Raw genomic sequence first — 24,711 nt, 5'->3', positions numbered from 1 at the left:
TTGCAGGAGAAAGGAAGTCGGGGACGGGCTTTCCGCTATATCTTTTTTGGTTCACCTTCGCTTAGCTCTGTAAACAAAAAAAGGATGACGCTTCAATCCCTAAGCCAACATTTATTTAGGGCTCAAAAATAACCTAATATCCGCAGAAATTGCAAAAATCGATTCCTTAATTCTTAGATTAGGGAAATTTACAATAACCTAATCCAACTTAAACCAACCAGAAACAGACTTGGCAAGCCATTCCCCAAATTAGAAAAAAACCAACCATAAACTAAGTCCTAGCCAACAAAACACTCACCGCATTCCCCCCAAAGCCCACTGCATTGATCATTACTTTGTTGATCTGTTTAGGAACGGAATCGTACTCAACATACGGCACTTGGACAAACTTCTGGTGCTGCAACATCAACACCGCCAATTCCAAACTCAACATCCCCGAGGCGCCAAAAGAATGCCCTACTTTCCACTTATTGGTGGTCAAGGCAGGCATGTCCTTTCCAAATATTTTTTTTATAGCCGCTACTTCGGACAAATCCCCTTTAATGGTCCCTGGTGCATGCATCACTACTGCATCCACCTCCTTGGGATCGGTCTTCCCCAATGCCATTGCCATAGACCTCTGAAAACATACGGCATCCGAAGAGATGGAGATATTGTGCTCCAAAATTTCTGTGGCGTATCCCAAACCTTCAATGCGGGCTAGGGAACGATCTAAATTACCCTTCTCCAAACATACCATGGAAGCAGCTTCGCCCAAAACCATACTGTTCTGTTTCTTTTCCAAATCCAAGGCCCTACAGGGATAGCCCTCAGGGTTGTTCCCGGAAAATCTGGAATATACCTTTAAAGCTTTCATCTGGGCAATGGTAAATGGTGTTAACGGTGCCTCACTCCCCCCTACCAAAAATTTATTGGCCATACCACTTTTCAGCCACGCCACCCCATTCAAGAGAGAATGCAGGGCAGTGGAACAGGTAATGGAGTGCGATATTTCCGGACCTTGGGATTGTAAGTCATGGGCAACCCAAGAGGAAATATTTCCCAACGTCGTGGTCGGGGAAGACAGGGTAGAGGCCTCCCCTTTTTGGATAAATTCGCTATGGTACTTCTCAAAAAGTCCGGTAGCGCCTCTGGATGAGCCAATGTTTACACCAAAATCTGCATCCTGCCATCCAGCTTGCGAAATAGTTTCCCTGGCGGCATAAATAGCGTATAGCACAGATGGGTCTAAATTCTTATACTTGGTATCCGAGTTGGCCAAAGCCAATATCTTTTGCTGCGTATCCTCCGCCAAGGAAGCTCCCCAAGCAATTATATTGTCATAGGTTTTCTCCCGTACAAAATGCTCTGGCCGATTATAATTTTCCCAAGTCTCCTCTAAGGATGTTCCCAAGGGTGATATAGAGGATAATGCCGTTATAAAAATAGGTTCGTTCTCCATGGTCTAAAAATTATTAAGAACTTCCTTTATACTGTAATAGATCTTTTGCATCTGATCCTTAGTAGTAATATATGGTGCCGAAATATAAATCGTATTGCCCAGGGGGCGCAAAAAGATACCGGAACCCATAAAATGTTGAAATAATTTGTCCCTAACATTCCCATATCGTTCCATAACAATATTAAGATCCAAAGCATATATTATCCCGGTCTGTCTGGTGGCAGCTACCTTGGGGTGATCCTTTATTTCGTCGTCAAACTCTTTGTGCCATTGTATAATTTCTCGAATATTTCTTTGAATTTCTTCTGACGTAAGCAGTTCAATTCCCGCCAATGCCGCGGCACATGCCAAAGGATTTGCAGTATAGGTATGTCCATGAAAGAGTCCCTTCGCAATATCATCGCTATAAAAAGCATCGTAAACTTCTTGGGTACAGCTGGTCACCGCCATAGGCAACATTCCTGCCGTTAAAGCCTTGGACATACAGATAATATCTGGCTTCTCATCAATAAAATCCGAGGCAAAATGCCTTCCGGTCTTACCAAATCCGGTCATTACCTCATCGGCAATGGCCAATACCCCATGGGATTTTATCACTTTTAATATTTTATCCAAATGCTCAGCCTTGTGCATTTTCATGGCTGCAGCACCTTGTACCAAGGGTTCGTAAATAAATCCGGCAACAGCATCAAGATCCATGGTATTTTCCAATTGATGTAACAGGCTCTCCAAATTTTCTTCCGTAGGAACGGGAATCCTTTTGACCTCTATAAAATAATCCTCAAAGGGACCATTATATACCGAAAGTCCCGAGACGGACATCGCCCCAAAGGTATCCCCATGGAAACCATCCTCAAAAGCCAATAATACGGACCGCTTTTTTCCTAGGTTATGATGATACTGTAACGCCATCTTTATCCCTATCTCGGTTGCGGTGGAGCCATTGTCCGAAAAAAACAATTTCTCCTGATTTGCCGGCAACAAGGAAATAAGTGCTTCGGAAAGCGCTATGGCCGGTTCATGGGTAAACCCACTAAAGACCACCTGATCCAACTGCTGCATTTGCGCATAAACCTTGGCAACAATAGTATCATTACAATGACCATAGACACTGGTGTACCAAGAAGATATACCATCAATATATTCCTTGCCCTGCTCATCATATAAGATTGCCCCTTTCGCTTTAACAATGCCAAGCATTTTGGGGTGCAGTTTATGTTGCGTAAGTGGGTGCCAAAGGTGCTTTTGATCCCTTTCCGAAAGACTTTTCAATTGAATATCCTTTTTAAATAGAGGTGCAAAGATGGGGAATAATGACTAAAAACACTATCCCGATCCCAATTCATTTAAGGGGGACAACCATACCATAATCTTAGTCAGATTAAAGCAAACATTGCATCGACCTAAGATTTTACAATGCCATTAAGGCGGGACGTAATTCTTCAGCGTATTTCTTGACAACATCCTTGGTTAGGGAGGCTTCTTGACCTATTCTACCCAAGACAGGAACTTTGGTTATCTTGGTAATAATATCCTCTGAGGCCTCGTTGGGCTCCCCATTAAAAAGTATGGCAACATCATACCCTTTTAGCAAGAGCCATTTAATGGTCAGCAAGGAATGGTTTATACTTCCCAAATAATGCTTTACCACTACAATTACGTGATAGGTGGGCATAATAATGTCCAATATGGTATCGGAATCGTTCAGCGGCACCAAAACGCCACCTGCCCCTTCTATGACCATATGGTTCTCCGTTTTAGGCTCATGTATTTTATTGTGATCTATATACACCCCTTCCAAAGCAGCGGCCGCATGAGGACTAACGGGTGCCTTTAGGGAATAACTACTCTTGTGTATTACGGTTTTGGTATTGGAGATCAATTCGGAAATCGTTTCACTATCGGAATCGTCCCCTGTTTGGACCGGTTTCCAGTAATCTGCCTGCAAGGCTTCGACCATTACTGCCGAGGCGATTGTCTTTCCTACATCCGTTGATATTCCTGTTACAAAAAATTGTTTCATTCTAGCTCGGTTCTGTTATAAATTCACAATTTAGACATTTATACTTTCTTTTTTCAAAAAATGGAAAAAGTTTATAAAAAAGCCCCTTCCTGTTATAATATATCTCCATTCTCTCTGCCTTGCAATTGGGGCAGCTCCTTAAATTACCTTGGTCATCTACGGCATATGCCCTAACCTCATTATAAATTTCGGTGGCCTTTTCCTTATCGGAATAATACACCTGCAGCTTCACACCGCCTATGGCATTACTGATCAGGGGGTCGGAATTTAGCGTATTCTCGTCCCTAAGAAAAACTGGGACACCGTCCGCCTCCAATCGGCCTTTTAGGATTTGAACGTCGGCTACATATTCAAAAGCAACCAGGGTATAAAATTCTTGGTTCATGTTCTAATCAAATAAATCTGACAATATTAAAAGTACATCCTTAATTTCATTTTCCCTGTTAAAACTGTGCAAACAAAACCGCAATCTTTCCTGGCCTTTTGGCACTGTAGGGGAAAGAATTGGTTTTACGTCAAAGCCTTTTTCCTGTATGTGTTGCGCCCATTTTTTTACCTTTTCATTGCCTTCTACCAGACAGCAATGCACGGCAGAATTACTCGGAATAAAATAGGCCTCAAGCTCATGGGCCCTCAATTGATCCTTAAAAAAACCGATATTATCCCGAAGCTCCTGCTGCTCAACGCCTGGGGCAGATAAATGTTCACAAGCCGCCAATATCGTTGCCAAGGAATGTGGGGGCATTCCGGTAGTATAAATAAAGCTACGTGCAAAATTCACCAAATAACTCTTAAGCACATCGCTCCCCAGAATCGCTGCACCATGGCAGCCCATGGCCTTGCCGAAAGTGACAACCCTGGCAAATACCATGTCCTGCAATCCCAATTCATTTAGAAGTCCCTCTCCCCTATTACCAAATACCCCAACTGCATGGGCTTCATCCACCACCAAATAGGCCCCTTTGGAAAGGCACAATACTGACAATGCTTTTAAATCCGGGGTATCCCCATCCATGGAAAAGACCGACTCCGTAACCACATAAATATCGCTATCGATTTTGTTTTCCCGGGCACGGTCTATCTGCCGACTTAGATCTTCCAATTGGTTGTGCTTAAACTTATAGCTCTGTGCACGGCCCATCCCAATACCATCACGGATACTGGCGTGGGAGAGTTCGTCATAAAAAACAACATCTGTCCGTTGTGGCACGGCACTAAAAAACCCTATGTTGGCATCGTATCCCGAATTGAAGACCAATGCCGATTCCGAGCCAAAAAAACTGGACAGTGCCTCTTCCAACTCGGCATAAAGATTATAATTACCTGTCAATAATCTGGATCCTGTAGCGCCATTGGCTCTAGCACCTTTTTTTTCCAAAAGTTTGGACGCCTTAATAAATATGGCCTCATTCCCGGCAAGTCCCAAATAATCATTGGAAGAAAAATCGATCAGGCCCTTGGGCATTGGTAACTTCCGAAGGGCATTATTGTCCCGCCTTTCCGTGAGTTTTGCCTTCAATTTTTTTGGGAATTCCGTCATATTGCAAATGTAGTATATCCTGTATTTAAATAGTATATTCGTTATTAAAAGCCGTGGAATATTATTGGGGAAGTAATAAATTGCCGCTTCTCCCAATATTGAATAATTATCTATATCGAACAATATGAAAATAAAATGCCTTAGCCTTTTATTCCTTGCCCTATGCATAAACCTGCAGGGACAAACCAACCGCTACACTATATCCTTTGAAAATGCCGTACATCACGAGGCTGAAATCACCGCTACCTTTCCAGAACTGGAAGCCGGCGTTCTTTCCGTGCGTATGGGCCGTTCCTCCCCTGGACGCTATGCCCTGCACGAGTTTGCAAAAAATGTATACAATTTCAAGGCTACGGACAGTAAGGGAAAGGCCTTGGAGGTACATAGGCCCAATCCCTATGAATGGGATATCAGCGGTCATGACGGGCATGTGAACATAAGCTATACCCTGTTTGCCAACCGTGGGGATGGCACTTACGCACAGATCGATGAGACCCATGCCCATTTGAATATTCCTGCCACTTTTATGTACGTGGCCAATTTAAGCGATCGGAAAATAGAGGTGGATTTCAAGGTGCGGGAAGACCTCAACTGGAAGGTGGCCACCCAAATGCCCAAGGTCTCGGGCACTACCTATACGGCGCCCCATCTACAGTACTTTATGGATAGCCCTACGGAGATCAGCGACTACGGAATTCGTCAATTTGTGGTGGACGACAATGGCACTCCCCAAACCATACAGTTTGTACTGCACCACAACGGTACGGAAGCCGAGTTGGACACCTATTTTGAGCAGGTAAAAAAAGTGGTTTTGGCAGAGAAAGCGGTTTTTGGCGAACTTCCCAACTACGATTATGGAACATACACCTTTCTAGGATGCTATATCCCCAATGCCTCCGGGGACGGCATGGAACACAGGAATTCTACCATTCTTACGGATAGGGAAGGCCTGGCCGAAGGGGGTATGAAGAACAATATAGGCACGGTGGCCCATGAATTTTTTCATGGATGGAATGTAGAGCGAATTCGACCTGAGGCCTTGGAGCCCTTCAATTTTGCAGAGGCCAATATGAGCGGGGAACTATGGTTTGCCGAGGGTTTTACCAGTTATTACACGAATTTCATCCTTTGTCGCGCCGGAATCATTACCCCGGAAGAATACATAGAGGGCCTTAGGGGCACTTTCAACTATGTTTGGAACTCCCCGGCGCTTCAATTCTTTAACCCTATAGAAATGAGCTATCAGGCTCCTTTTGTGGACGCTGCCACTTCTGTGGATCCGGTGAACAGGGAAAATACTTTTGTTTCCTATTATTCCTATGGCAGTGTTTTGGGACTGGCCCTGGATCTTTCGTTGCGACAAAAAGGACTTAATTTGGACGATTATATGAAATTGGTCTGGCAGACCTATGGCAAAAAAGAAGTGCCCTATACGGTGGGCGACCTTCAGGAAACCTTGGGACAATATGCTGGCAAAGAATTTGGAAATACTTTCTTTGATCGCTACATCTTCAAAAGTGGCATGCCCAATTACGAGGAGCTATTTGCGGCCGTTGGAGTAGCTTTAAAGCAGGCCACCGACAAACCCTATTTTGGGGCCAGTGTAAGCATCAACCAATTTGGTGCCGGTATTATTCAACGGAATACCCCCATAGGGAGTCCGGCCTACAATGCAGGTTTGGATGCAGGTGACGTAATCACGGCCATTAACAATATTCCCTTGACCGCAAATCAGAATTTAGGGGAGGTTATAGGACAATTTAAGGTAGGCGACACCTTGCAGGTAGCCTATACCCGCCATGGCCTTCCAAAAACTACTTCTGTTGTACTCGCTAGAAACCCTGCCTACACCATACAATTTATTGAGAAGGAAGGGGAAAAACCCAGTAAACAGCAGTTAAAAAATAGAAAAGATTGGTTAAAAGTGGAATAATATGGGGGTAATCTGCACAAGTTGCACCAAGGACGGCCAATTACAACAAATACTGAGCCTGCAACAAAAGAATTTGATCACTAACGTAAGTTCTGGTGAAAAGGAAAAAGAGGGATTTGTTACGGTTTCCCACAGCTTGCAACAATTGGCCGACATGAACGCAGCTTGCCCGCATATCGTTGCCCTAGACCAAGAAAAGGTAGTGGGTTATGCCCTTTGCATGCACCCCAGTTTTGGCAATGACATTGAGGTATTGAAGCCCATGTTTTTGGAGATAGCTTCCGTGGTACCCGAAACCAAATCCTATATAGCCATGGGGCAGATCTGTATAGACAAGGAATACCGGCGACAGGGTATTTTTAGAAAATTGTACGAAACCATGAAAAATGCCGTACATCCAGAATTTAACAGCATCATCACCGAGGTGGACGCCACCAACCTGCGTTCGTTGGAGGCCCATTATGCGGTGGGGTTTAGGGATTTAAAAACCTACCATGCCGGGGGACAGGATTGGAAATTGATTGTTTTGGAGTAAATTAACCATTGCCAAAATCAGCTTTTCGCTGCTAGCTCGAGTCAGCCATAGCCCGTTCACAGTTGTCAAGTTTATACCGCCCCGCTAGTGCGAGCGCCAGCAGAGGAAATAATCATTAAAAATGTGACCACTACAAGCGGTAAGAACCTAATTATAAGCAGTAATTCGTACATGTTCAAGGACGTAAAGGTGCACACTTATTGAGATGCGCTGGTCAAGTTTTCCTTCCTAAAAACTAAAAATGAATAGTTCATTAAGTCAAGTGCCTGACCAATGCTACAAGTCAACTGAGGAATATCGAAAAACTTATTAACTCAAATCAAGAAAACAATTATATGTAAAAAGATATAATTAATAATTTTTTATTACTTTTATATTTATTTACATATAATTAAGTATGTTTATGCAATTTTATATCTAATTACATATAATGAAACAGTTATCGGAATTTGTGAAAGAACGCAGAAAAGAAGTTAATCTTACCCAGGAAGAATTCGCGGAACGTGCAGGCGTTGCATTAACGGTAGTGCGCAAAATTGAACAGGGCAAAACTAATCTTAATTTGGATAAGGTAAATCTCGTTCTACGAATGTTTGGACATGTATTAGGTCCTGTAAACCAAAAAGAATTGAGTAAATGAGACGGGGAAGGGTATATTATAAAGATAATTTGGCAGGGATTATTACAGAGACCAATGAAGGAGAATACGTTTTCCAATATGAGGAGAAATATGTTAAAGAACATCAAGATGATTTCATCACATTCACAATGCCCGTGACCCATGTACCGTATACCGATAAACAACTCTTTCCATTTTTTGAAGGATTGATTCCCGAAGGATGGTTATTGGACATAGCTTCGAAAAACTGGAAGATAAATCGAAACGATCGTATGGGGTTATTGCTGGCTTGTTGTCAGAATTGCATCGGTGCGGTAAGTGTTGAACCAATTGCAGAAAATGATGGAGAATAGATGTCTATATTGTTACAATTCTATAGAGGAAGGGAAAGATTTTCATGAAAAATGTTCAAGAGAATTCTTTGGTACACCAACACCTCCCGTAATAGAATACTCTATCTTTCAAATGAATGAACTTGCCAAAAGTGTGGTAGAACGTAGTATCTCGGTACCAGGTGTCCAAGCGAAATTATCAATGACATTAGTAAAGGAAACAAAGGGCGAAACGCATTCTAGACTTACTGTGGTTGGAGCTTTGGGCGGACTGTACATTTTTAAACCTCCATCCGATAACTTTCCCGCAATGCCCGAAAACGAACATGTAACTATGCGAATAGCGGAAACCTTTGGAATTTCGGTAGTCCAATCTTCATTGATCCGTCTTGCATCAGGAGAACTCTCTTATATAACAAAACGTGTTGACCGGAAAGAAACGGGAGATAAGATCCACATGATAGATATGTTTCAGATTACAGAGGCATTCGATAAATATAAAAGCTCTATGGAAAAAATTGGCAAAGCCATTGGCAGCTATTCAGCCAATACATTTCTTGATAAGATCTTTTATTTTGAACTAACCTTATTTTCCTTTCTTACTGGAAACAATGATATGCACTTAAAGAACTTTTCAATGATAGAAAGCCCTTCGGGATGGGTACTGGCCCCTGCCTATGACTTACTTAACGTCTCCATTATAAACCCTGGTGATGAGGAAGAGCTAGCACTTACTATTGATGGAAAAAGGAAAAAACTTAAAAAGAAACATTTTGTTCAATTTGGCAACGGCATGGGTCTAACTCCTAAGCAAATTGAAGGGGCCTTTAATCGCATAATAAATAATAAACCAAAAGCCATTGAATGGATTAATAAATCATTCCTAACCAACAAAATGAAAAAAGCCTATCTTAATGTCCTCGAAAACAGATATGACCAATTAAAAAACAATTGATCAAAAGCTAAACTAAACAGCTGCGCAAAGTCTCTTGACTTTGTGCCGTTATAATCATAAGGCAACAACAATCATGATTAGGCAATGGAGTGTACATAGGTTATTAAAGTATCACAATCGGTTCATAACGGTATTTTGATTTCCCCCATTAAAATCCAATGATAGCCCCCCTCAATTCACTAAATCACAAATAAATTCCACTACCTATTTCCACCTTCAAAATTTAAGGCGTTACCCTCTATACCCCCTAATAAGAATAATCTGATAAATAAAAAATAGGAGTCCTACAAATAACAAGAGGTAGTTCGTCGAAAAAATTATGTTAAAATTAAAATTTTAACTTATTTTTAAAACTCTAAGAACACGCCATTGTTCAAACTTATATGCCCTTTTGTTATGTGCTGTACGTTTGGTTTTTCCCAGAGTATCAATTTTGACCAATTGGGCAAGGAAAAGTGGGTGCGGTACAATGGAGGGATTTCTGCAAATGCCGTCTATTACGATGGTAATGCCAACAGACGGAATTTCACCTATTATCTCACAGGTAACCTCAACCTCAATCTGGCCGGACTATATAATGTTCCACTTTCCTTTACCTACTCCAATCAAGATTTTAACTTCCCAAATCCCTTTAAATTTAATCGCTTAAGCCTTCACCCATCGTACAAATGGGCCACCGCGCACATCGGAGATGTAAGCATGACCTTCTCCCCATATACCCTAAGCGGACACCAGTTTACTGGAGGCGGAATCGAGTTAAATCCCGAAGGGAAATTCCAGATCAGTGCCATGTACGGTCGCTTTCTTAAAGCAACGGAATACAATCCCGAGGAACCAAGAGCACTTACTGCCTATAAGCGTATTGGCTACGGAATAAAAACGGCCTATGATTTCGATTTTATGAAATTGGGTGTTATCCTTTTTAAGGCAAACGATGATGAAAATTCCTTGGGAAATCCTTTCCCTGTAGAACTGGGACTTACCCCTAAAGATAATGCCGTACTTTCGTTCGAATCGGAATTCCGATTATTGGACAAGGCCCAAATAAGAATTGAATACGCCATTTCTGGAGTTACGGAAGATACTAGGCTAACCGACGCCCCGGCATCGAACGGGCTTCTTTCTTTTTTGCTCAAAGAGAATATCAGCACCAATTATTACAATGCTTTAAATGCCTCTTTTAGCTATCCTGCCGGTAATGGCACCGTGGGCGCAGGCTACGAGCGCATAGACCCTGAATACAAGACTTTGGGTGCCTACTACTTTAATAATGACCTAGAAAATATTACCCTAAATGCGAGTCAGACCTTGTTTAATAACAAAGTAAACCTTAGTGTGAACGCAGGGCTTCAACAGGACAATCTTGACAATGCCAAAACCTCCGATCAACAACGTATAGTGAGTGCTGTTACCCTCAATTATACAGCATCGGAACGTTTGGGAATCAATGCTGGATATTCCAACTTTCAATCCTATACCAATATTCGGGACCAATTCGACTATATCAACCAAGTAGGTGAATTCGATAATATAGATACCCTGAATTATAGGCAAATCTCACAGAATGCCAACCTAGGAATGAACTATATAATTAAGAAGACCGAAAACAAACAATATAATACCAACCTTAATTTGGTGTACCAAAATTCCAACAATCAGCAAGAAGGCCAAAGTATTGAAGGAGGAAATAATACCTTTTATAACGGTATGGCAGGTTACACCCTAGGTTATCCCAAACAGAATCTGACGATTACCTTAGCCGCAAACACCTCTTATAATACGATAGGTACTACCGACAACAGCCTTACCTTGGGTCCGACCTTGGCAATTGGCAAGCAATTTTTTGAGAAACAACTCCGTACCCATCTCTCTACCTCCTACAACACATCCTATGCCAACGGCCAGCAACAGAACAACATATATAATTTTAGATTGGGTAGTAATTATGCCCTGTTGAAAAAGCACAACCTTAGCCTAAATTTTTTGGCACTTTTTCGAAATTCTACTCTAAACACAGGTCGAGACCTCACCATTACCTTAGGGTATAGTTATGCATTTGATAACTTCAAACTAAATTTGGATCCTGGAGCACGCTCGCCACAGGCAAACCCTATAGGTATTAGCGAAAATACCCTGAGCTTCCGCTACAGGAATGTCACCTACAGTGGCACCATGCCCGAATTAAACCGACAATTATCCAATGTATTCCAAAGTTCCCAATTTGCGGATATTCCACAATTCAAAAAAAACGAACTGACCATTTTATTGGCCTTGGTAAAAGAACAAAATCAAGAGCAAGCCTATAAGGAAAATGCCATTACATTTTTAAAGGAACTTTACTCCTTTCAAGATTTCTTGACCACCTACAATGATGCCCTATATGCTGTTATACAAAAGATTAAGTTCGATATGCGCAAAATAGACCTGACCTTGGAAAATAGTTTTGTGGAGACCAAGGTGAAGGTAGACGAACACCCCTTGAATAAAAAAGATGGGGAAATTGAGGCATCCGAAGAAGAAAAGTCGACTTTTAAGGCACTTTTGGAAGAGCGGCAAGAGCGATTGCAAAAATTGGTAGGCCACCGTTGGATGCAAAGGATTTTCACAGAATTCAATTCTATTGATGTTGTTCAGGAACCTGATGGATATTTAAAGGATTATAAAAGACAGGCCTCCATAAGATCATTCGAAATTTATGACCAAAGTCAAGATGTAGATGAATTGAAAGATTATTTAGAAAACGGGATTATTGATTTTTATTACAAAAAATCCTTGGGCCTTGTAAATCCTGATGATTTTGAATTGAGATATATTAACAAGAATTAAGGCCCTACCCCCCCTATTGGCCAATAATTTTATTATCCGAGTGGATATAAATATTGTATGGCAAAACTTATACGCTTGTATGTTTTAATACTTACCAAATTTATAGGGAATTACCCTTTAAATTGGTTGTGCGCAAACGTATGGAAACAGGAATGTTCTGCTATTATCAACTGGAATTCCACTGTTTCCTCCAGTTCAAAAACGTTTAAGTTAGGTGGTTTAGTGAAAGGGTTCCTTTGGCTTCTGATAACAATAAACTGCTTGTTTGTAAGTGCCCAATCCTTTCCCGTACAATTAATTCCACAGGTTAGCCCACCACCACCCATTTACTTTACACAATATGCCGATGCCAGCACCACAAACAGTCCACTTCGGCTTCAAATAATACTGAACGATTTAGATATCAGCAATCGTGAAATACGGCTGAAGACCTATTTTCAAGGCAACGGAATTTCATTCCAGAGTAATGATGTGGTAGTTGGCGCAAGTCCCTTATTCTTGGAAGGTGGTATCCCGTTGGTTCTGACCAATGCAGAGCTGGCACCTTATTTCCGCTATGAAAATATAACGGGCATTTCAACCAATGTCTATGGACAAGCCATACCCGAAGGGGCATATCAGTTTTGTTATGAGGTTTATGATGTTCTTACCGGCAACCGCCTTTCCCAAAAAAGCTGTGCCATAAGTGTAGTCTTCCAGAACGAACCTCCGTTTTTAATATCCCCAAGGAACAAAACCCTAGTAGCCGAGAACAACCCTCAGAATATAATTTTCCAATGGACACCTAGGAGTATTAACGTTAGCAACGTAGAATACGAATTAAGCTTAGTGGAAATTTGGGACACCCAAATAGATCCCCAAGCTGCCTTTTTGAGCTCCCCTCCAATATTTCAGACCATCACTACTTCGACCACATATGTATATGGACCAGCAGACCCTCTACTGCTATCGGGTAAAAATTACGCATGGCGAATACAGGCAAAAGCGAAACAGGGTGCGGAAGAAATTGGACTATTTAAAAATCAGGGCTATAGCGAGATATTCTCCTTTAGCTATGCCGGGTCATGCGACTTGCCAATCGTTATAAACCATGAGGTAAAAGGAAGCACCAATTCCAATATTTTTTGGGATGATTTTACTACAGATGTTCCCGAATATACCATACGCTATAGACAAAAAGGCAATACAAACGAGTGGTTTTTAAGCAAGACCAATACAAATCAACTTACACTTTGGGATCTCAAGGCCGGTACTACTTACGAATATCAGTTGCAGAAAAAATGCGTGGTTACCGGTAGCGACTGGAGCATGGCCAAACAGTTCACCACCTTTTTAGCCGATAATGAAGCAAGTGTATATCAATGTGGTATTACCCCCAATTTTAGCCTCACGAATAAGGAACCCCTTCCCAAATTAAGTACAGGCGAAAGTTTTGTAGCCGGGGATTTTCCTATACATGTCCTGGAGGTAAGTGGTAGCAATGGCCGGTTTACAGGCAAAGGTCATGTCACCATTCCCTATTTGAACAATATAAAAGTTGGTGTAGAATTCACCAATGTGCAGATCAATACGGATAAGCAAATGTCCGAGGGCACCGTGGTTACGGTCTATGACCCCAACTTAGCAAGTATTCTCGATGTGGATGAGGTGGTGGAGACGGTAGATACGGTAAGCGATTTGGTATCAGAACCCTTTGAAGGTGACAATGACCTTGATGAAATGCGGGTCAACTTCATGATTCCAAGAGACAGTGTTGGAAATTACATTAAAATAAAGGACGGAATGGTGACCATAACCAATCCGGAAAATGAAGCCTCTATCTCGGAACCTTTGGGTGATGACAAAGTAGTGGTTGATGGTGAAGGCCAGATCTATCATATTGATGCCGGAGGCAATATTACCGTAGGTGGGCAAATTGATTCTGGAGGGGCCGTAACCTCCAATAATGTGGAAGGCATATCCACGAACGGGCAACTGGAACGCTTGACAGCAAAGGATATCCAGATAACATTCAAAGAGGTGCCAGGCGATTTTAGTTTTGACGAGATACCTAATACCACAAATGCCAGTATAAAAAAGGAATACACCACCATACTAGATGCAGATGGTAATTATTACACTTTGGCTCATCAGGCCGTTGAAAATGGCCAGACAGCTTATGTTGATGCCATAATAGAACAAACAGGCAGCAACCAATATGCATTGGATAGTATTGTGTTTAAAACAAAACAGGGTGAAAAAATCCCTGTTGAAATTAGAGGCAATAATACTATTCGGCTAACCCTCAAAGGTCGTTACACTTTCGAGAATGAAATCATCTATGCCGTAGTGCCCTCCATGACGGACAGGACCAAACAGCTGACCGCCGGGGCCTTTACCCTTTGGCATTTGACCGAAAGGGCAGTAAAAGTAGCCTTGGTATCGGTAAATAATGCCTCTCTAGGTGATATTGAAAATACGGTCACCAACATCTTTAATCAAGGTGTAGCCAAAATTGATTTTCAAGAAACACTGGCGTTAAGTTTTGATAAAGATATCTTAGGCACTAACGGATTGGATGTAGGTGAAAGCGCATGGGCTGCGGCCTATAACGATGAACAAAAACAACTGGTAAGTGCTGCAAAAAAACTTCCTGGGTATAAAAACGACACCTATTATATTCTGGTCTTTGGTGATATTACCCCTTCCCGCTCCATTGCAGGCTTTATGCCCTTACAACGGCAAATGGGCTTTGTATTTAGTGGCAGTGCAGATGAAGAAGGCAAGGGTGGCGATAAGGGCAAGGTACTCGCCCACGAACTCGGGCATGGTATTTTCGCCTTACAACACCCATTCGGCCAATATGGTGAGGACATTCGTGAGAAGACCGACTGGCTAATGGACTATAATGGTGGGACTATACTACCCCATATGCATTGGGCCCAGATTCACGACCCTGCCTTAAAATTTTATGTATTTCAAGATGAGGAGGATGGGGAGATTTCCTCCTCAGATATAGCTTTCGAACACACCGATTTAATACAAATCGATAATGTTTCAAATAAAAATAGTTCTTTTGTATATGTTTCCCCTGCTGGCATACCTGTTGCATTGCCTAAGGAGGCAATTCCTGCATTTTATAAAGTTAAAAGCAAACCTATAACAGCTTATGGAGTTTTAGCCAGTTTCTCAATTCCAGATGGGCCTGCTAAAGGAATTTATCTTGGATACAATCGAGAATCTGATTTTACTGGATATAAAAGGGCAAAGGAAGATGAGCCATATCAGTTTCCGGAACTTCCGGACAATAACAATATATTAGTAAGATCTATAGATAGTGGCTTGGGCTGCTCCCACTTATTGTTTGAAGGTAAATTTATTCCCATTGATATTAATAAAACGGGTACTGGGCCTCTTGTTACCAAATGGGATTTTGATGGGCCTGCAGATCTTTTAAAAATACAAGATCAAAACTACGAAACATGCCTTCGCAAAATTGATTATTCCTCATTTACAGAGTACATTTTTGGTTATTATAATTATTTCGGAAGTGGTGGGTTTTTAAGATTGTCACAATCTACAAATGGAGATTTGGTATATATATACACTATTGCTGATGGTGAAAATGGTCAAGTTCAAACATATCAGTATAACAAGGGCAATGGATTATGGCAATTGACAAAAGAACCCTTTTATGATGTGAATACCACCGAAGACCTTAAATATCTCTTCGGTATGCTTTATTCTTCCGAAGCTGGACATTTATTATTGGATACAGCAGGCATGACACCAGTAGCAGGTGAACTATTTGATGCCATAAACGGTGCATGGTACACATGGGAAGGCGACGGGCAAAATGCTGCTATCTCTTTTGCATCCACCTTACCTTTTGTATATGTCACAAGCGTTAAAAACATTGGTAAAATAATAAAAATTGATACTGGAAACTATTCGTTATTGAAATTCTCCGACAACGCGACCAAACAAATAGGAGAATTCATAAAAAAATTGGAATTTGATGAAACAGTATTTAAAGTTCTAGATACGGACTTAGCCAATATTGACTTTGCAAAGGCTGTTGCCAATAATCCCAAATTACTAGAGGCTTGGGAAGTATTGAGAAGGGTCAATGTGGATGGCGCCATTAGAATTGGAAAAAACGGAGAACTCAAACTGCTGAGCAAATATCTTGATTATAACCTGGGAAAGAGTATAGATGATATAGCCCAAGAAATTATGCATTCTGGAGGATATTCCAAATGGGCTGAAATATTGGATAATCCCAGTTCCAACTTATCAATATTTCTAAATGATACTTTTGTTATTACACAAAGAACAGAGGTTATATCCAGTGAACTAACCTCTAAGTTCCCAAACCTGTCAATCGACGAATTGACTGCTATTAAAGTATATACAAGTGATATGTCGAGAAAGGGAGTTAAGATTCATTACGAACTAAATTCTCAGTTAAGAGATGGTAAGTTGGACGATTATTACAAGGCATTAAATGAACTATTAAGTTCAGGATTATCTAAACTTTCCAACAGTTTTCATAATCAAGTGTTTAGGGGCATTACAGGAGAAGAAGTTAAAAACATTAACAACTGGAAAATAGGGGATAATATAATTTTTAAAGATTTTAAATCTACTTCAACAAGCATTGAAATTGCAGCATATAGGTTCAGCTATCGCTATGGGTATGATGTTGTTTTGGAAATAATAAATGCAAATGGCTCTAACATATGCAAAATATCCTGTCTTCCGGGCGAAATGGAAGTATTATTGTTGAGTGGTCAAAACTTTAAGGTAATCAATATTGTTGACGATTTTCTTATTAATGATCCGTCATTCTCTCAAAAAAATCCCTTTACAAAAATAACACTAAAACTAATAGACTAATGAAAGATAAACAAATATTAAAGTATATCGACTCTATTATCAGCAATTTAAAAAAACATTTAAGAAAAGAAATGGAAATTACAAATGCAAGAGAAAAGGAAAAAATGGAAATGAGACTTGAAATTGTGCAGGAAATCAGGAGAGCTTTTGATTGGGGATTGGCCGAGGAAGATAACAAACAATCAAATCGAATTCTTCAAATAGCTAAATATCGTGAAGAAAGTTTTGACGTCTCCCAGCCATTACGCGAAATTAATTTATACTCAAAGATAAGAGAAGTAATCCCTTATATCCAAGCTGCGAGTTATAAAATCAACAATGAGCAAAAACACCTCACAGAAGATCTACTCCTATTTTGCGAAAATCAATTGGAGATAATTGATGCATCTCCATATAAGAAGAAAATTATATTTCCTACTAAGTCAGAAATTAATGAGGCATTTAGGAGTTACATAGAAATGATACAACCTAACAAAATACCCAGTTTAAAAGTTTATAAACAACCAGAAGTAAATCAAAAAATTGAAGAACTCTATCAGATGTTTTTGGAACTAGCCGATTAAGATAATTCCCCGCTAGCGCGAGCGTCACGCTCGTGCCGTCAACAGTGAAAAGCACAGAGAATGAATAAGTAAAAAATGGTAGTTAATAAAAAAGGATGAGCAGAAAATACAAATTCCAAAACCCAACCGCGGCCTACTTCGTAAGCTTCGCGACCGTATATTGGATAGATGTATTTACAAGGCAAACATATTTTTCAATATTGCATGAAGCAATAGACCATTGCAGGGCAAAAAAGGGCATGGAAGTCTTTGCCTTTTGTTTTATGCCAAGCCACATTCATTTAGTTTTTAGGTCCGGAAATGATAATCCTTCGGGACTTTTAAGGGATTTTAAAGGTTTTACCTCAAAAAAAATGATTAAAGCTATCGAAGAAAATCCACAAGAAAGCAGAAAAGAGTGGCTGCTATGGATGATGGAACGGGCTGGCAAGAAAAATAGCAATATAAGTAAAAGACAATTTTGGCAACAGCATAATAAGCCTATTGAACTTTGGAGTGGAAAAGTTATCAAACAAAAAATTAATTATATCCACAACAACCCCGTAGAACAAGGTTTTGTTACGGACCCGGTGGATTGGAAATATAGCAGTGCAAGGAACTATGCGGAGGATGACTCGGTTTTAAAAATAGATAATGAAGGCATTCATTTAGGTTTGTTGGAATTATGAGGAAAAGGATAAAAGTTCAGATGCATATTATGGGCACGAGCGTGACGCTCGCGCCAGCGGAGGAATTTATAAAGAATTTTGTAAAAGAAAAGTATGGCAAATCAGCAAAATTTGTCCGGTACGATCAATATTGGAAATTAGAATGGTAAAAAAATTAAAAGATAACATAGGCTACATAACCTACATCCGAGGTGAAATGAAAAAAAGTTTTCCTGATTGGCATGAGATGGATGCTGTATACGAAAATCAACCCAATAATAATTTCCAGATTTCTTTTGTAAAAGATTTAAATAAAATTCACTTTACGAAAGATAGAGGTTTATTGGAGTTGAGTCTCTATTACGACAACAATCAAATACAGCTGGGCTATTTAATATATAATTCAATATTAAAAAGTATTCCTGAACAAGATTCTAAATGGAGATTAACCTTGTGTACTGAGCTAATTGACTATTATGTGACATTTATCAAAAAATATTTTATCCGAAATTAGAAAATATCAAATTAGCAGAATTTGTGACCCCCTGCTAGCGCGAGCGTCACGCCCGCTGCGCAAAGTCTCCAGACTTTGAGCTATCCAGGCCACAATTAGGAGTGGAGAATAAAATGGGCCAAAAAAAAACGAATAGTATAAGACAGAAAAGAAAATCACATGAAAGAAGGCTACATAATCAGAGATCAGGAAAAAACTCATTTCATAACTGCCACAGTAGTAGATTGGATTGATGTCTTTACAAACAAGAGTTATAAGGATGTGGTTATTGATTCTCTCAACTATTGCATAAAAAGAAGAGGCATGATCCTTTATGGATATGTAATCATGAGCAACCATGTCCATCTAATTATGCAATCAAAAGATGGAAAACTATCTGACTTAATTCGCGATTTTAAAAAATTCACTGCAACGACAATACTAAAAGAAATAAATACAAAGCCGGAAAGTAGAAGCGAATGGATGCTGGAACGTTTCAAAAAAGCGACTAAAACCCATTCTCGGAACAAAAACTATCAATTCTGGCGATACGGGAACCATGCTGAGGAAATATATTCTGAAAAGTTCCTGTGGTCAAAATTAGATTACATACATCTTAACCCAGTACGTGCGGGAATTGTGGAAAAGGCATCACATTATCTCTATTCCAGCGCCACCAATTATATAGATGGCAAAGGGGTATTGAGTAATATTGAGTTAGCGGCAAATCCAATAATAAATGTTTTACGACCATCGTCATTTAATAGAAATGAATAGTAACAGCCCTCAAAGTCGGGAGACTTTGCGGAGCTTTTAAAAGGAAGAAACTATCAGGAAGGAAAACTAAAGTAAGCCCAGTTAAAATAATCAATCATAATCAAGAATTATGAATAAAAACTACATACATATCATCCTATTCCTATGTTGCGGCCTACTATGGGCTGGACCAACCAACTCCCCTCTTGAGTACTGTACTGAGTCCATTCTGAGTACGGGTAGCGAAGCCGAGGTTTGTCTCTTAAAAGCCTTAATTACCATCTCCAAAGACACCCTAAACCCAAAAGATAAAGACACCACCAAAATACTTAAAGTAGACCCAAAACATTTGGCCAATTTACAGCAAATGGCCATGGCAAGAATGGGCAATGCTGGTGAAAGATCAGTTTTCGTTATCCCAACGGAGCCTGAGCGTGGCCGAAGGCACAATAGTTCAATAGCAACTACAGCAGAAGAAAAAAGCGTCCGCTCCTTTCCTTCTCTAGACCAAAAACTGGCGGAAAACAATAACTTCAATGTTTCCTTCGCCAACCTTAAACCTGAGTTTACTCCCGAATATATTTCAACTAATTTTTCCAGAAACCCCAAAGCGGACACCCTTGTGGCCCAAGCCATAAGAGCTTTTGAGGCGGTAAAGGAATTGGGCAATTTTGTCGATATTATTACAGGCAAAGAATTATTGGAGCTTCCTGTGGGACTAAGCAAAAAAGATTCCACCTCCGGCAACCGTGTAGAACTAGCCATTACCCAAGTACATTTTAAACCGCAATATGCAGAATTCAAGGCCTGGGCCAAAATGATCATTCCCGTTAAAGGCCCTAATGGGGAACCAAGTAGGGAAATATATTTTGGTGGAGAAGGCATAAAACTCTCCCATGATGGTGCCCTACTGGGCGATATGAAATTGGTCTTGTTGGGCGATCAGGCCATTCCTCTGAACGGTGACAACTGGTTACTTACCCTTAAGGGTGGTATAGACTTAAAAAATGGAGCCTTTGGGGATCAATCCTTCGTAGAGTTCGACTGCGCCGGGTTAAAATCCATAGGCCTTGAGGCCGACCTCCGAATTTCCAGAAACATTCTCCTCCCCATAACCAGTGGAGGAAATTATGTCTGTGGTGAAAGCACGGATAACAAATATTTAAAGGACTCGGATGTTGTAAACAACAAGTGTTATGTAGGCGCATCCTTTAGCGTAAAAGCCAATGGCTGGAACGATTTGTTAACAGAGGTATCTCTCCCCCAATTTGAAGTTAGGGGCTTAAAGGGATGGGGATTCAATATAAAAAGTGCAGTATTGGACTTAAGCGACAGTCGCAATGCAACAGGAATAAAATTCCCAAAAGATTATAGTGAGGTATTGACCCGTGGTCAACGCGAACTTTGGCGAGGCTTTTATGCCAAGGAAATAAGTGTGATGCTGCCTAAAGGAATTGAGGACACCAAAAAATCCGAGGGTCGCGTAGAATTCGGTGCACAGGATTTGATACTGGATAGTCAGGGGGTCTCGGGCACTTTCTTTGCCGAAAATGTTTTGAAGACTGGGGATGGGGCTGCCGGGAAATGGGCCTTTACCATAGAAGATGTGAGTATCTCATTATCCCGAAATTCCTTAATCGGTGGCTCTTTGGCTGGTGATATTGCTGTTCCAATTTTTGAGAAACCCATGGATTATTCAGGCTACATAGCGGCAAACGGTTATGGCCTTGAAGTAGGAATCAACAGCAATTATAAAACTCCTGTCTTTCTAGGTGAAATGCAATTGGAACGCAATTCCAGCGTGGCTATAGATATAAAGGATGGCAATGTATATCCTTCGGCAAACCTAACGGGACAATTGTCAATTATAGGCAAAATTGGTCAAAAAGAAGGGGAAGAATCGCCCTCAGCAGAATCGGTCAAAAATAGTGGCAAAGGATTTCATTTTCCCGGTATCGTATTCGAGGGCCTAAAATTGGAAACAGAACCCGGCAAAAAACCCATCAGTGCCAAAAGCTTTGGATTTGAGGGGGAAATGAAGTTGATGAATTTTCCGGCCTCAGTGGAAAAGTTGGAATTGGTGACACCCAGCAACCAGGCTGGACTTTCCTTCGACCTAAAAATAAATTTGGACGGTGAAGGATCCCATGCCACGACTAGCATGCAGGTAATGGGAAAATTGGAGGATGGTGCCAAAATTCAGAAATGGCAATTTGAACAGGTTAAGGTCAATGGTATAGAAATAGATTATGAAAAAAGTGGCATCACCATAAAAGGGGGACTGGAAATAATGCAGGACCATAGCTGGTATGGTGATGGATTTCGTGGTAATGTTGCGGCAACCATTAAAAGCATAAACCTAAAAGTTGAGGGTAAGGCAATTTTTGGAGCAAAGGATTTTAGATATTGGAATGTTGATGTTTGGGCCAAAAACGATGAAAAGAGCAGTACAAAGTTCATGATAAATTCCATGGTAGGTGGTATTTCCTATCGCATGAAAAAGATTCGTGGCAACACAGATGGCTTTTCACCTTCCTCAGCCGTTTATCGACCAAATGCAGAGTATGGATTGGGAGTCCGTGCTGGCGTAGATATCAGCACTCAAAATTCCGACACTTTTAGTGGCAAGGCCTATTTGGAGATGGCCTTTAATAGTCATGGTGGATTAAATAGAATTGGATTTACAGGAGAGGGTGCCTTTATGGGCGACAATACTAGTGGCGGGCTCGACTCATCGGATTTTGGTGCGTTAAACAAAACATTTGAAAAGGTAAACGATTTTGTTGAAGATAATAAGAGTATAGCGGACCAACTATCCAAATATGGCAATTTTATGGGACTTGCCAAAGAGGCTATCCCGGTCCATGATGTTGCCGCTTCAGGGAAAGTCGGGGTTTATGTGGGAATTGAAAAGGATTTTGTAAATCAGACTTTTGATGGAGAATTTGAACTATATCTTGATTTAGAAGGGGTAAAAGGCGGAGGTGAAAACAATCTTGCGGGTTATGCCAAAATGCACACAGGCCCCGAAGACTGGTACATTTATATTGGTACTCCACAAAAAAGAATAGAATTATTGTTTCAGGTAGGAGTTCAACTTAGGGTAGGTGGTTATTTTATGACAGGTACGCAATTACCTGCACAATTAGACCCTCATCCTATGGTTGTTAAAATTCTAGGAGATGATATGTTGAACAGTAATCGTCAAGAAAACCAGTTGCAATCTGGGAAAGGTTTTGCCTTTGGGTTGAACTTTGGATATGGTTATAGTTTCGATTACTTAATTTTTTATGCCTTTGTGGAATTGGGTGCCGGTTTTGATGTGATGCACGCCTATTACCCCAATGCAAAATGTGTAGGTCGCCCAGGCCCTATAGGTAATAACGGCTGGTATTCCATGGGGCAAGTCTATGCCTATCTCTATGGAGAATTCGGGGTAAAGGTGGATCTGGCATTCATTAAAGGCAAATTCCCTATTGCGGAGGCAGGGGTAGCTGCGATGTTAAGGGGTCAATTCCCTAATCCTGTATATATTCAAGGATATGTCGGCATGTATTATAGAATATTAGGCGGACTGGTATCAGGCCGAATGCGTTTAAAAGTGGAAGTCGGGGAAGAATGTGAATTGGAGAACATCAATAACGCCGTGGGAGTACCAATGATATCCGATGTAACACCTCAGGACAAAAGCGACGATATTTCTGTTTTTGCAGCCCCACAAGCCGTTTTCAATTATGCCGCCAATTCCGATTTTACAGTAGAATTGGATAATGGAGTCCGTACTTTCAAACTTCAACTTAAGAATTTTACAGTCAGTTCCGAAGGCCGTGAACTAAAGGGAAATTTACAATGGAACGAAACCAACGATGCCGTAACCTTCAAACCTGAAGAAACCCTACCATCTGAAAAGGAAATAAAAGTAATCGTTGAGGTTAGTTTTGATGAAAAAATAGGGGATAGTTATCAGACCATGATAGAAAATGGAAAGCCAGTGATTGAAAAAAAGGAAATCGTATTTAAAACGGACCGGGCTCCCGATTATATTCCATTGGAAAATATAGCTTATATGTATCCCGTCATGGATCAAAAAAGTTTTTATCCGGAAGAATATGACCATGGATATGTTAAAATGATTACCGCGCAGAATTACCTCTTTGATAGTGCTTTTGAAATGAGGGCCGAATTTGCTTCCGTTGTAAGCGGACAAGGCATTCGTACCAATTTATCCTATGACAAATCAAAAGCAACCATATTTTATGAAGTCCCCAAAGGCATGCTACTTAACTCAGCTTATCAATTAAATCTGATGGCTTTCCCCCCAGGATCGGATATTGAAACGGAAATACTTGTGGAAAATACAGAACTTCTTAGCGATTTAGAAAGCGGAGACACCAACTGGTTCGATCCCTCCTCCGGTAACCAAGAAATGAGAAACGTATCTGGTAGTGCTGTTGTTTCCAACAAAAAAGCCGCAAATATTACCATATCGAATGGAGCACCTAAATCAATCTTGGAATACGGATTCAATACTAGTAAGCATGCCACCTTTAAGGAAAAGATCAAGGAATTAACGGTTACCAACAACCTTACAAACTACATATTTGCAGATGTTCACTCACTTTCGGTTCAAGTGGCCGACTATGAATATCTAAGGAAATTGGAAGTAGTTGGAGGCAAATATACCAACTCTAAGCCATTGGTTTATGCCCAAGCTGTTTTGGACGATGCCTATTATAAAAAGAAAATTTACCCTCTACTATACCAAAATTACCCCCTTGATGGTAACATCAGGGTGAATAGGGAGGAATCACTTATGGGCGTACCTCCTGTTCGCTCCTTTTATGTAGGAAACGAATATTTGGCAAACTTGGATAACAATCCCAATTCGTCTTGGGTAAAAAATAGGATTCCTTTTGTATATAATTTACCATATCAGTATAAAGTAGACATGGTTTATTTAAGGGATAAAATACTCAATAAATATTATGCCAGTAATGGCAATAGCTCCCAATATGAAAGGTATAAATATCTAATTGAAAGTTCGTTTCCCCCTTTACCATTGGGCACTTTCAACGCAGAGCTTATTTACAGAACACCAGGGGATATTTATCAAAAAGGATATAAAATAAAGTATATAAACGACTAGTAGAAAGCCTATTGAAACAAACCG

General features: G+C 40.5%; 17 protein-coding genes. 12 read left to right on the top strand and 5 right to left on the bottom strand.

Annotated elements, in window-relative coordinates; translation table 11 throughout:
* Positions 1-271: 271 nt before the first annotated feature.
* The 5 genes from MWU84_RS02200 to MWU84_RS02180 form a co-directional block, all read right to left on the bottom strand.
* Positions 272-1,441, bottom strand: coding sequence for a beta-ketoacyl synthase N-terminal-like domain-containing protein (locus MWU84_RS02200; protein ID WP_246897717.1), 1,170 nt, complete (start codon positions 1,439-1,441; stop codon positions 272-274).
* A 3-nt stretch (positions 1,442-1,444) separates the two neighbouring features.
* Entirely contained in the window at positions 1,445-2,713 is a 1,269-nt protein-coding gene (gene bioA / locus MWU84_RS02195; protein ID WP_246897715.1) for an adenosylmethionine--8-amino-7-oxononanoate transaminase, read from the bottom strand.
* A 139-nt stretch (positions 2,714-2,852) separates the two neighbouring features.
* Complete coding sequence (gene bioD / locus MWU84_RS02190; protein WP_246897712.1) at positions 2,853-3,464, bottom strand: dethiobiotin synthase; 612 nt, start codon at positions 3,462-3,464, stop codon at positions 2,853-2,855.
* 1 nt (position 3,465) lies between these two features.
* The gene (locus MWU84_RS02185; protein ID WP_246897710.1) at positions 3,466-3,849 is read right to left on the bottom strand and encodes a DUF2007 domain-containing protein; all 384 of its coding nucleotides are present in this window, start codon (positions 3,847-3,849) and stop codon (positions 3,466-3,468) included.
* Positions 3,850-3,852: 3 nt separating this feature from the next.
* Positions 3,853-5,004 (bottom strand): 8-amino-7-oxononanoate synthase, encoded by a 1,152-nt coding sequence (locus tag MWU84_RS02180; protein WP_246897708.1) that lies wholly within the window; start codon positions 5,002-5,004, stop codon positions 3,853-3,855.
* 124 nt (positions 5,005-5,128) lie between these two features.
* Between MWU84_RS02180 and MWU84_RS02175 the strand changes: the two genes are divergently transcribed.
* The 12 genes from MWU84_RS02175 to MWU84_RS02120 all read left to right on the top strand — a co-directional run bounded on the left by MWU84_RS02175 (position 5,129) and on the right by MWU84_RS02120 (position 24,687).
* Entirely contained in the window at positions 5,129-6,937 is a 1,809-nt protein-coding gene (locus MWU84_RS02175; protein WP_246897706.1) for a PDZ domain-containing protein, read from the top strand.
* A gap of 1 nt (position 6,938) precedes the next feature.
* Positions 6,939-7,472: a GNAT family N-acetyltransferase gene (locus MWU84_RS02170; RefSeq protein ID WP_246897704.1), complete on the top strand. Its 534-nt coding sequence runs from the start codon at positions 6,939-6,941 to the stop codon at positions 7,470-7,472.
* 430 nt (positions 7,473-7,902) lie between these two features.
* The gene (locus MWU84_RS02165) at positions 7,903-8,112 is read left to right on the top strand and encodes a type II toxin-antitoxin system Y4mF family antitoxin (RefSeq protein WP_246897702.1); all 210 of its coding nucleotides are present in this window, start codon (positions 7,903-7,905) and stop codon (positions 8,110-8,112) included.
* The gene (locus MWU84_RS02160) at positions 8,109-8,444 is read left to right on the top strand and encodes a HipA N-terminal domain-containing protein (RefSeq protein WP_246897700.1); all 336 of its coding nucleotides are present in this window, start codon (positions 8,109-8,111) and stop codon (positions 8,442-8,444) included. The genes MWU84_RS02165 and MWU84_RS02160 overlap by 4 nt, the downstream gene beginning before the upstream one ends.
* Positions 8,431-9,378, top strand: a complete 948-nt coding sequence (locus tag MWU84_RS02155) for a HipA domain-containing protein (protein ID WP_348647828.1) — start codon at positions 8,431-8,433, stop codon at positions 9,376-9,378. The genes MWU84_RS02160 and MWU84_RS02155 overlap by 14 nt, the downstream gene beginning before the upstream one ends.
* 396 nt (positions 9,379-9,774) lie before the next feature.
* Positions 9,775-12,204, top strand: a complete 2,430-nt coding sequence (locus MWU84_RS02150; RefSeq protein WP_246897698.1) for an outer membrane beta-barrel family protein — start codon at positions 9,775-9,777, stop codon at positions 12,202-12,204.
* A 57-nt stretch (positions 12,205-12,261) separates the two neighbouring features.
* The gene (locus MWU84_RS02145; RefSeq protein ID WP_246897696.1) at positions 12,262-17,082 is read left to right on the top strand and encodes an ADP-ribosyltransferase domain-containing protein; all 4,821 of its coding nucleotides are present in this window, start codon (positions 12,262-12,264) and stop codon (positions 17,080-17,082) included.
* Positions 17,082-17,645 carry a hypothetical protein gene (locus MWU84_RS02140; RefSeq protein WP_246897694.1) on the top strand — a complete coding sequence of 188 codons (564 nt, stop codon included), beginning with the start codon at positions 17,082-17,084 and terminating at the stop codon, positions 17,643-17,645. The genes MWU84_RS02145 and MWU84_RS02140 overlap by 1 nt, the downstream gene beginning before the upstream one ends.
* 95 nt (positions 17,646-17,740) lie before the next feature.
* Positions 17,741-18,313, top strand: coding sequence for a transposase (locus MWU84_RS02135; RefSeq protein WP_246897691.1), 573 nt, complete (start codon positions 17,741-17,743; stop codon positions 18,311-18,313).
* Between the two features lie 142 nt (positions 18,314-18,455).
* Positions 18,456-18,806, top strand: a complete 351-nt coding sequence (locus MWU84_RS02130) for a hypothetical protein (protein ID WP_246897689.1) — start codon at positions 18,456-18,458, stop codon at positions 18,804-18,806.
* A 159-nt stretch (positions 18,807-18,965) separates the two neighbouring features.
* The gene (locus MWU84_RS02125; protein WP_246897687.1) at positions 18,966-19,562 is read left to right on the top strand and encodes a transposase; all 597 of its coding nucleotides are present in this window, start codon (positions 18,966-18,968) and stop codon (positions 19,560-19,562) included.
* Positions 19,563-19,671: 109 nt separating this feature from the next.
* The gene (locus MWU84_RS02120) at positions 19,672-24,687 is read left to right on the top strand and encodes a hypothetical protein (RefSeq protein ID WP_246897684.1); all 5,016 of its coding nucleotides are present in this window, start codon (positions 19,672-19,674) and stop codon (positions 24,685-24,687) included.
* Positions 24,688-24,711: the final 24 nt, after the last annotated feature.

Source organism: Arenibacter sp. F20364 (genome assembly GCF_023015905.1).
Taxonomy (GTDB): Bacteria; Bacteroidota; Bacteroidia; order Flavobacteriales; family Flavobacteriaceae; genus Arenibacter.
Note: the sequence above shows the minus strand (reverse complement) of the source record. Positions and strands in the feature narration are given on the sequence as shown.

Bases quoted from the DNA above. Each gene is read 5' to 3' on its own strand.
- MWU84_RS02200 (WP_246897717.1), bottom strand. From the start codon at position 1,441: ATGGAGAACGAACCTATTTTTATAACGGCATTATCCTCTATATCACCC.
- MWU84_RS02140 (WP_246897694.1), top strand. From the start codon at position 17,082: ATGAAAGATAAACAAATATTAAAGTATATCGACTCTATTATCAGCAAT.
- MWU84_RS02180 (WP_246897708.1), bottom strand. From the start codon at position 5,004: ATGACGGAATTCCCAAAAAAATTGAAGGCAAAACTCACGGAAAGGCGG.
- bioD (WP_246897712.1), bottom strand. From the start codon at position 3,464: ATGAAACAATTTTTTGTAACAGGAATATCAACGGATGTAGGAAAGACA.
- MWU84_RS02130 (WP_246897689.1), top strand. From the start codon at position 18,456: ATGGTAAAAAAATTAAAAGATAACATAGGCTACATAACCTACATCCGA.
- MWU84_RS02165 (WP_246897702.1), top strand. From the start codon at position 7,903: ATGAAACAGTTATCGGAATTTGTGAAAGAACGCAGAAAAGAAGTTAAT.
- MWU84_RS02135 (WP_246897691.1), top strand. From the start codon at position 17,741: ATGAGCAGAAAATACAAATTCCAAAACCCAACCGCGGCCTACTTCGTA.
- MWU84_RS02175 (WP_246897706.1), top strand. From the start codon at position 5,129: ATGAAAATAAAATGCCTTAGCCTTTTATTCCTTGCCCTATGCATAAAC.
- MWU84_RS02170 (WP_246897704.1), top strand. From the start codon at position 6,939: ATGGGGGTAATCTGCACAAGTTGCACCAAGGACGGCCAATTACAACAA.
- MWU84_RS02185 (WP_246897710.1), bottom strand. From the start codon at position 3,849: ATGAACCAAGAATTTTATACCCTGGTTGCTTTTGAATATGTAGCCGAC.
- MWU84_RS02150 (WP_246897698.1), top strand. From the start codon at position 9,775: ATGTGCTGTACGTTTGGTTTTTCCCAGAGTATCAATTTTGACCAATTG.
- MWU84_RS02125 (WP_246897687.1), top strand. From the start codon at position 18,966: ATGAAAGAAGGCTACATAATCAGAGATCAGGAAAAAACTCATTTCATA.
- MWU84_RS02120 (WP_246897684.1), top strand. From the start codon at position 19,672: ATGAATAAAAACTACATACATATCATCCTATTCCTATGTTGCGGCCTA.
- MWU84_RS02145 (WP_246897696.1), top strand. From the start codon at position 12,262: ATGGCAAAACTTATACGCTTGTATGTTTTAATACTTACCAAATTTATA.
- MWU84_RS02160 (WP_246897700.1), top strand. From the start codon at position 8,109: ATGAGACGGGGAAGGGTATATTATAAAGATAATTTGGCAGGGATTATT.
- MWU84_RS02155 (WP_348647828.1), top strand. From the start codon at position 8,431: ATGATGGAGAATAGATGTCTATATTGTTACAATTCTATAGAGGAAGGG.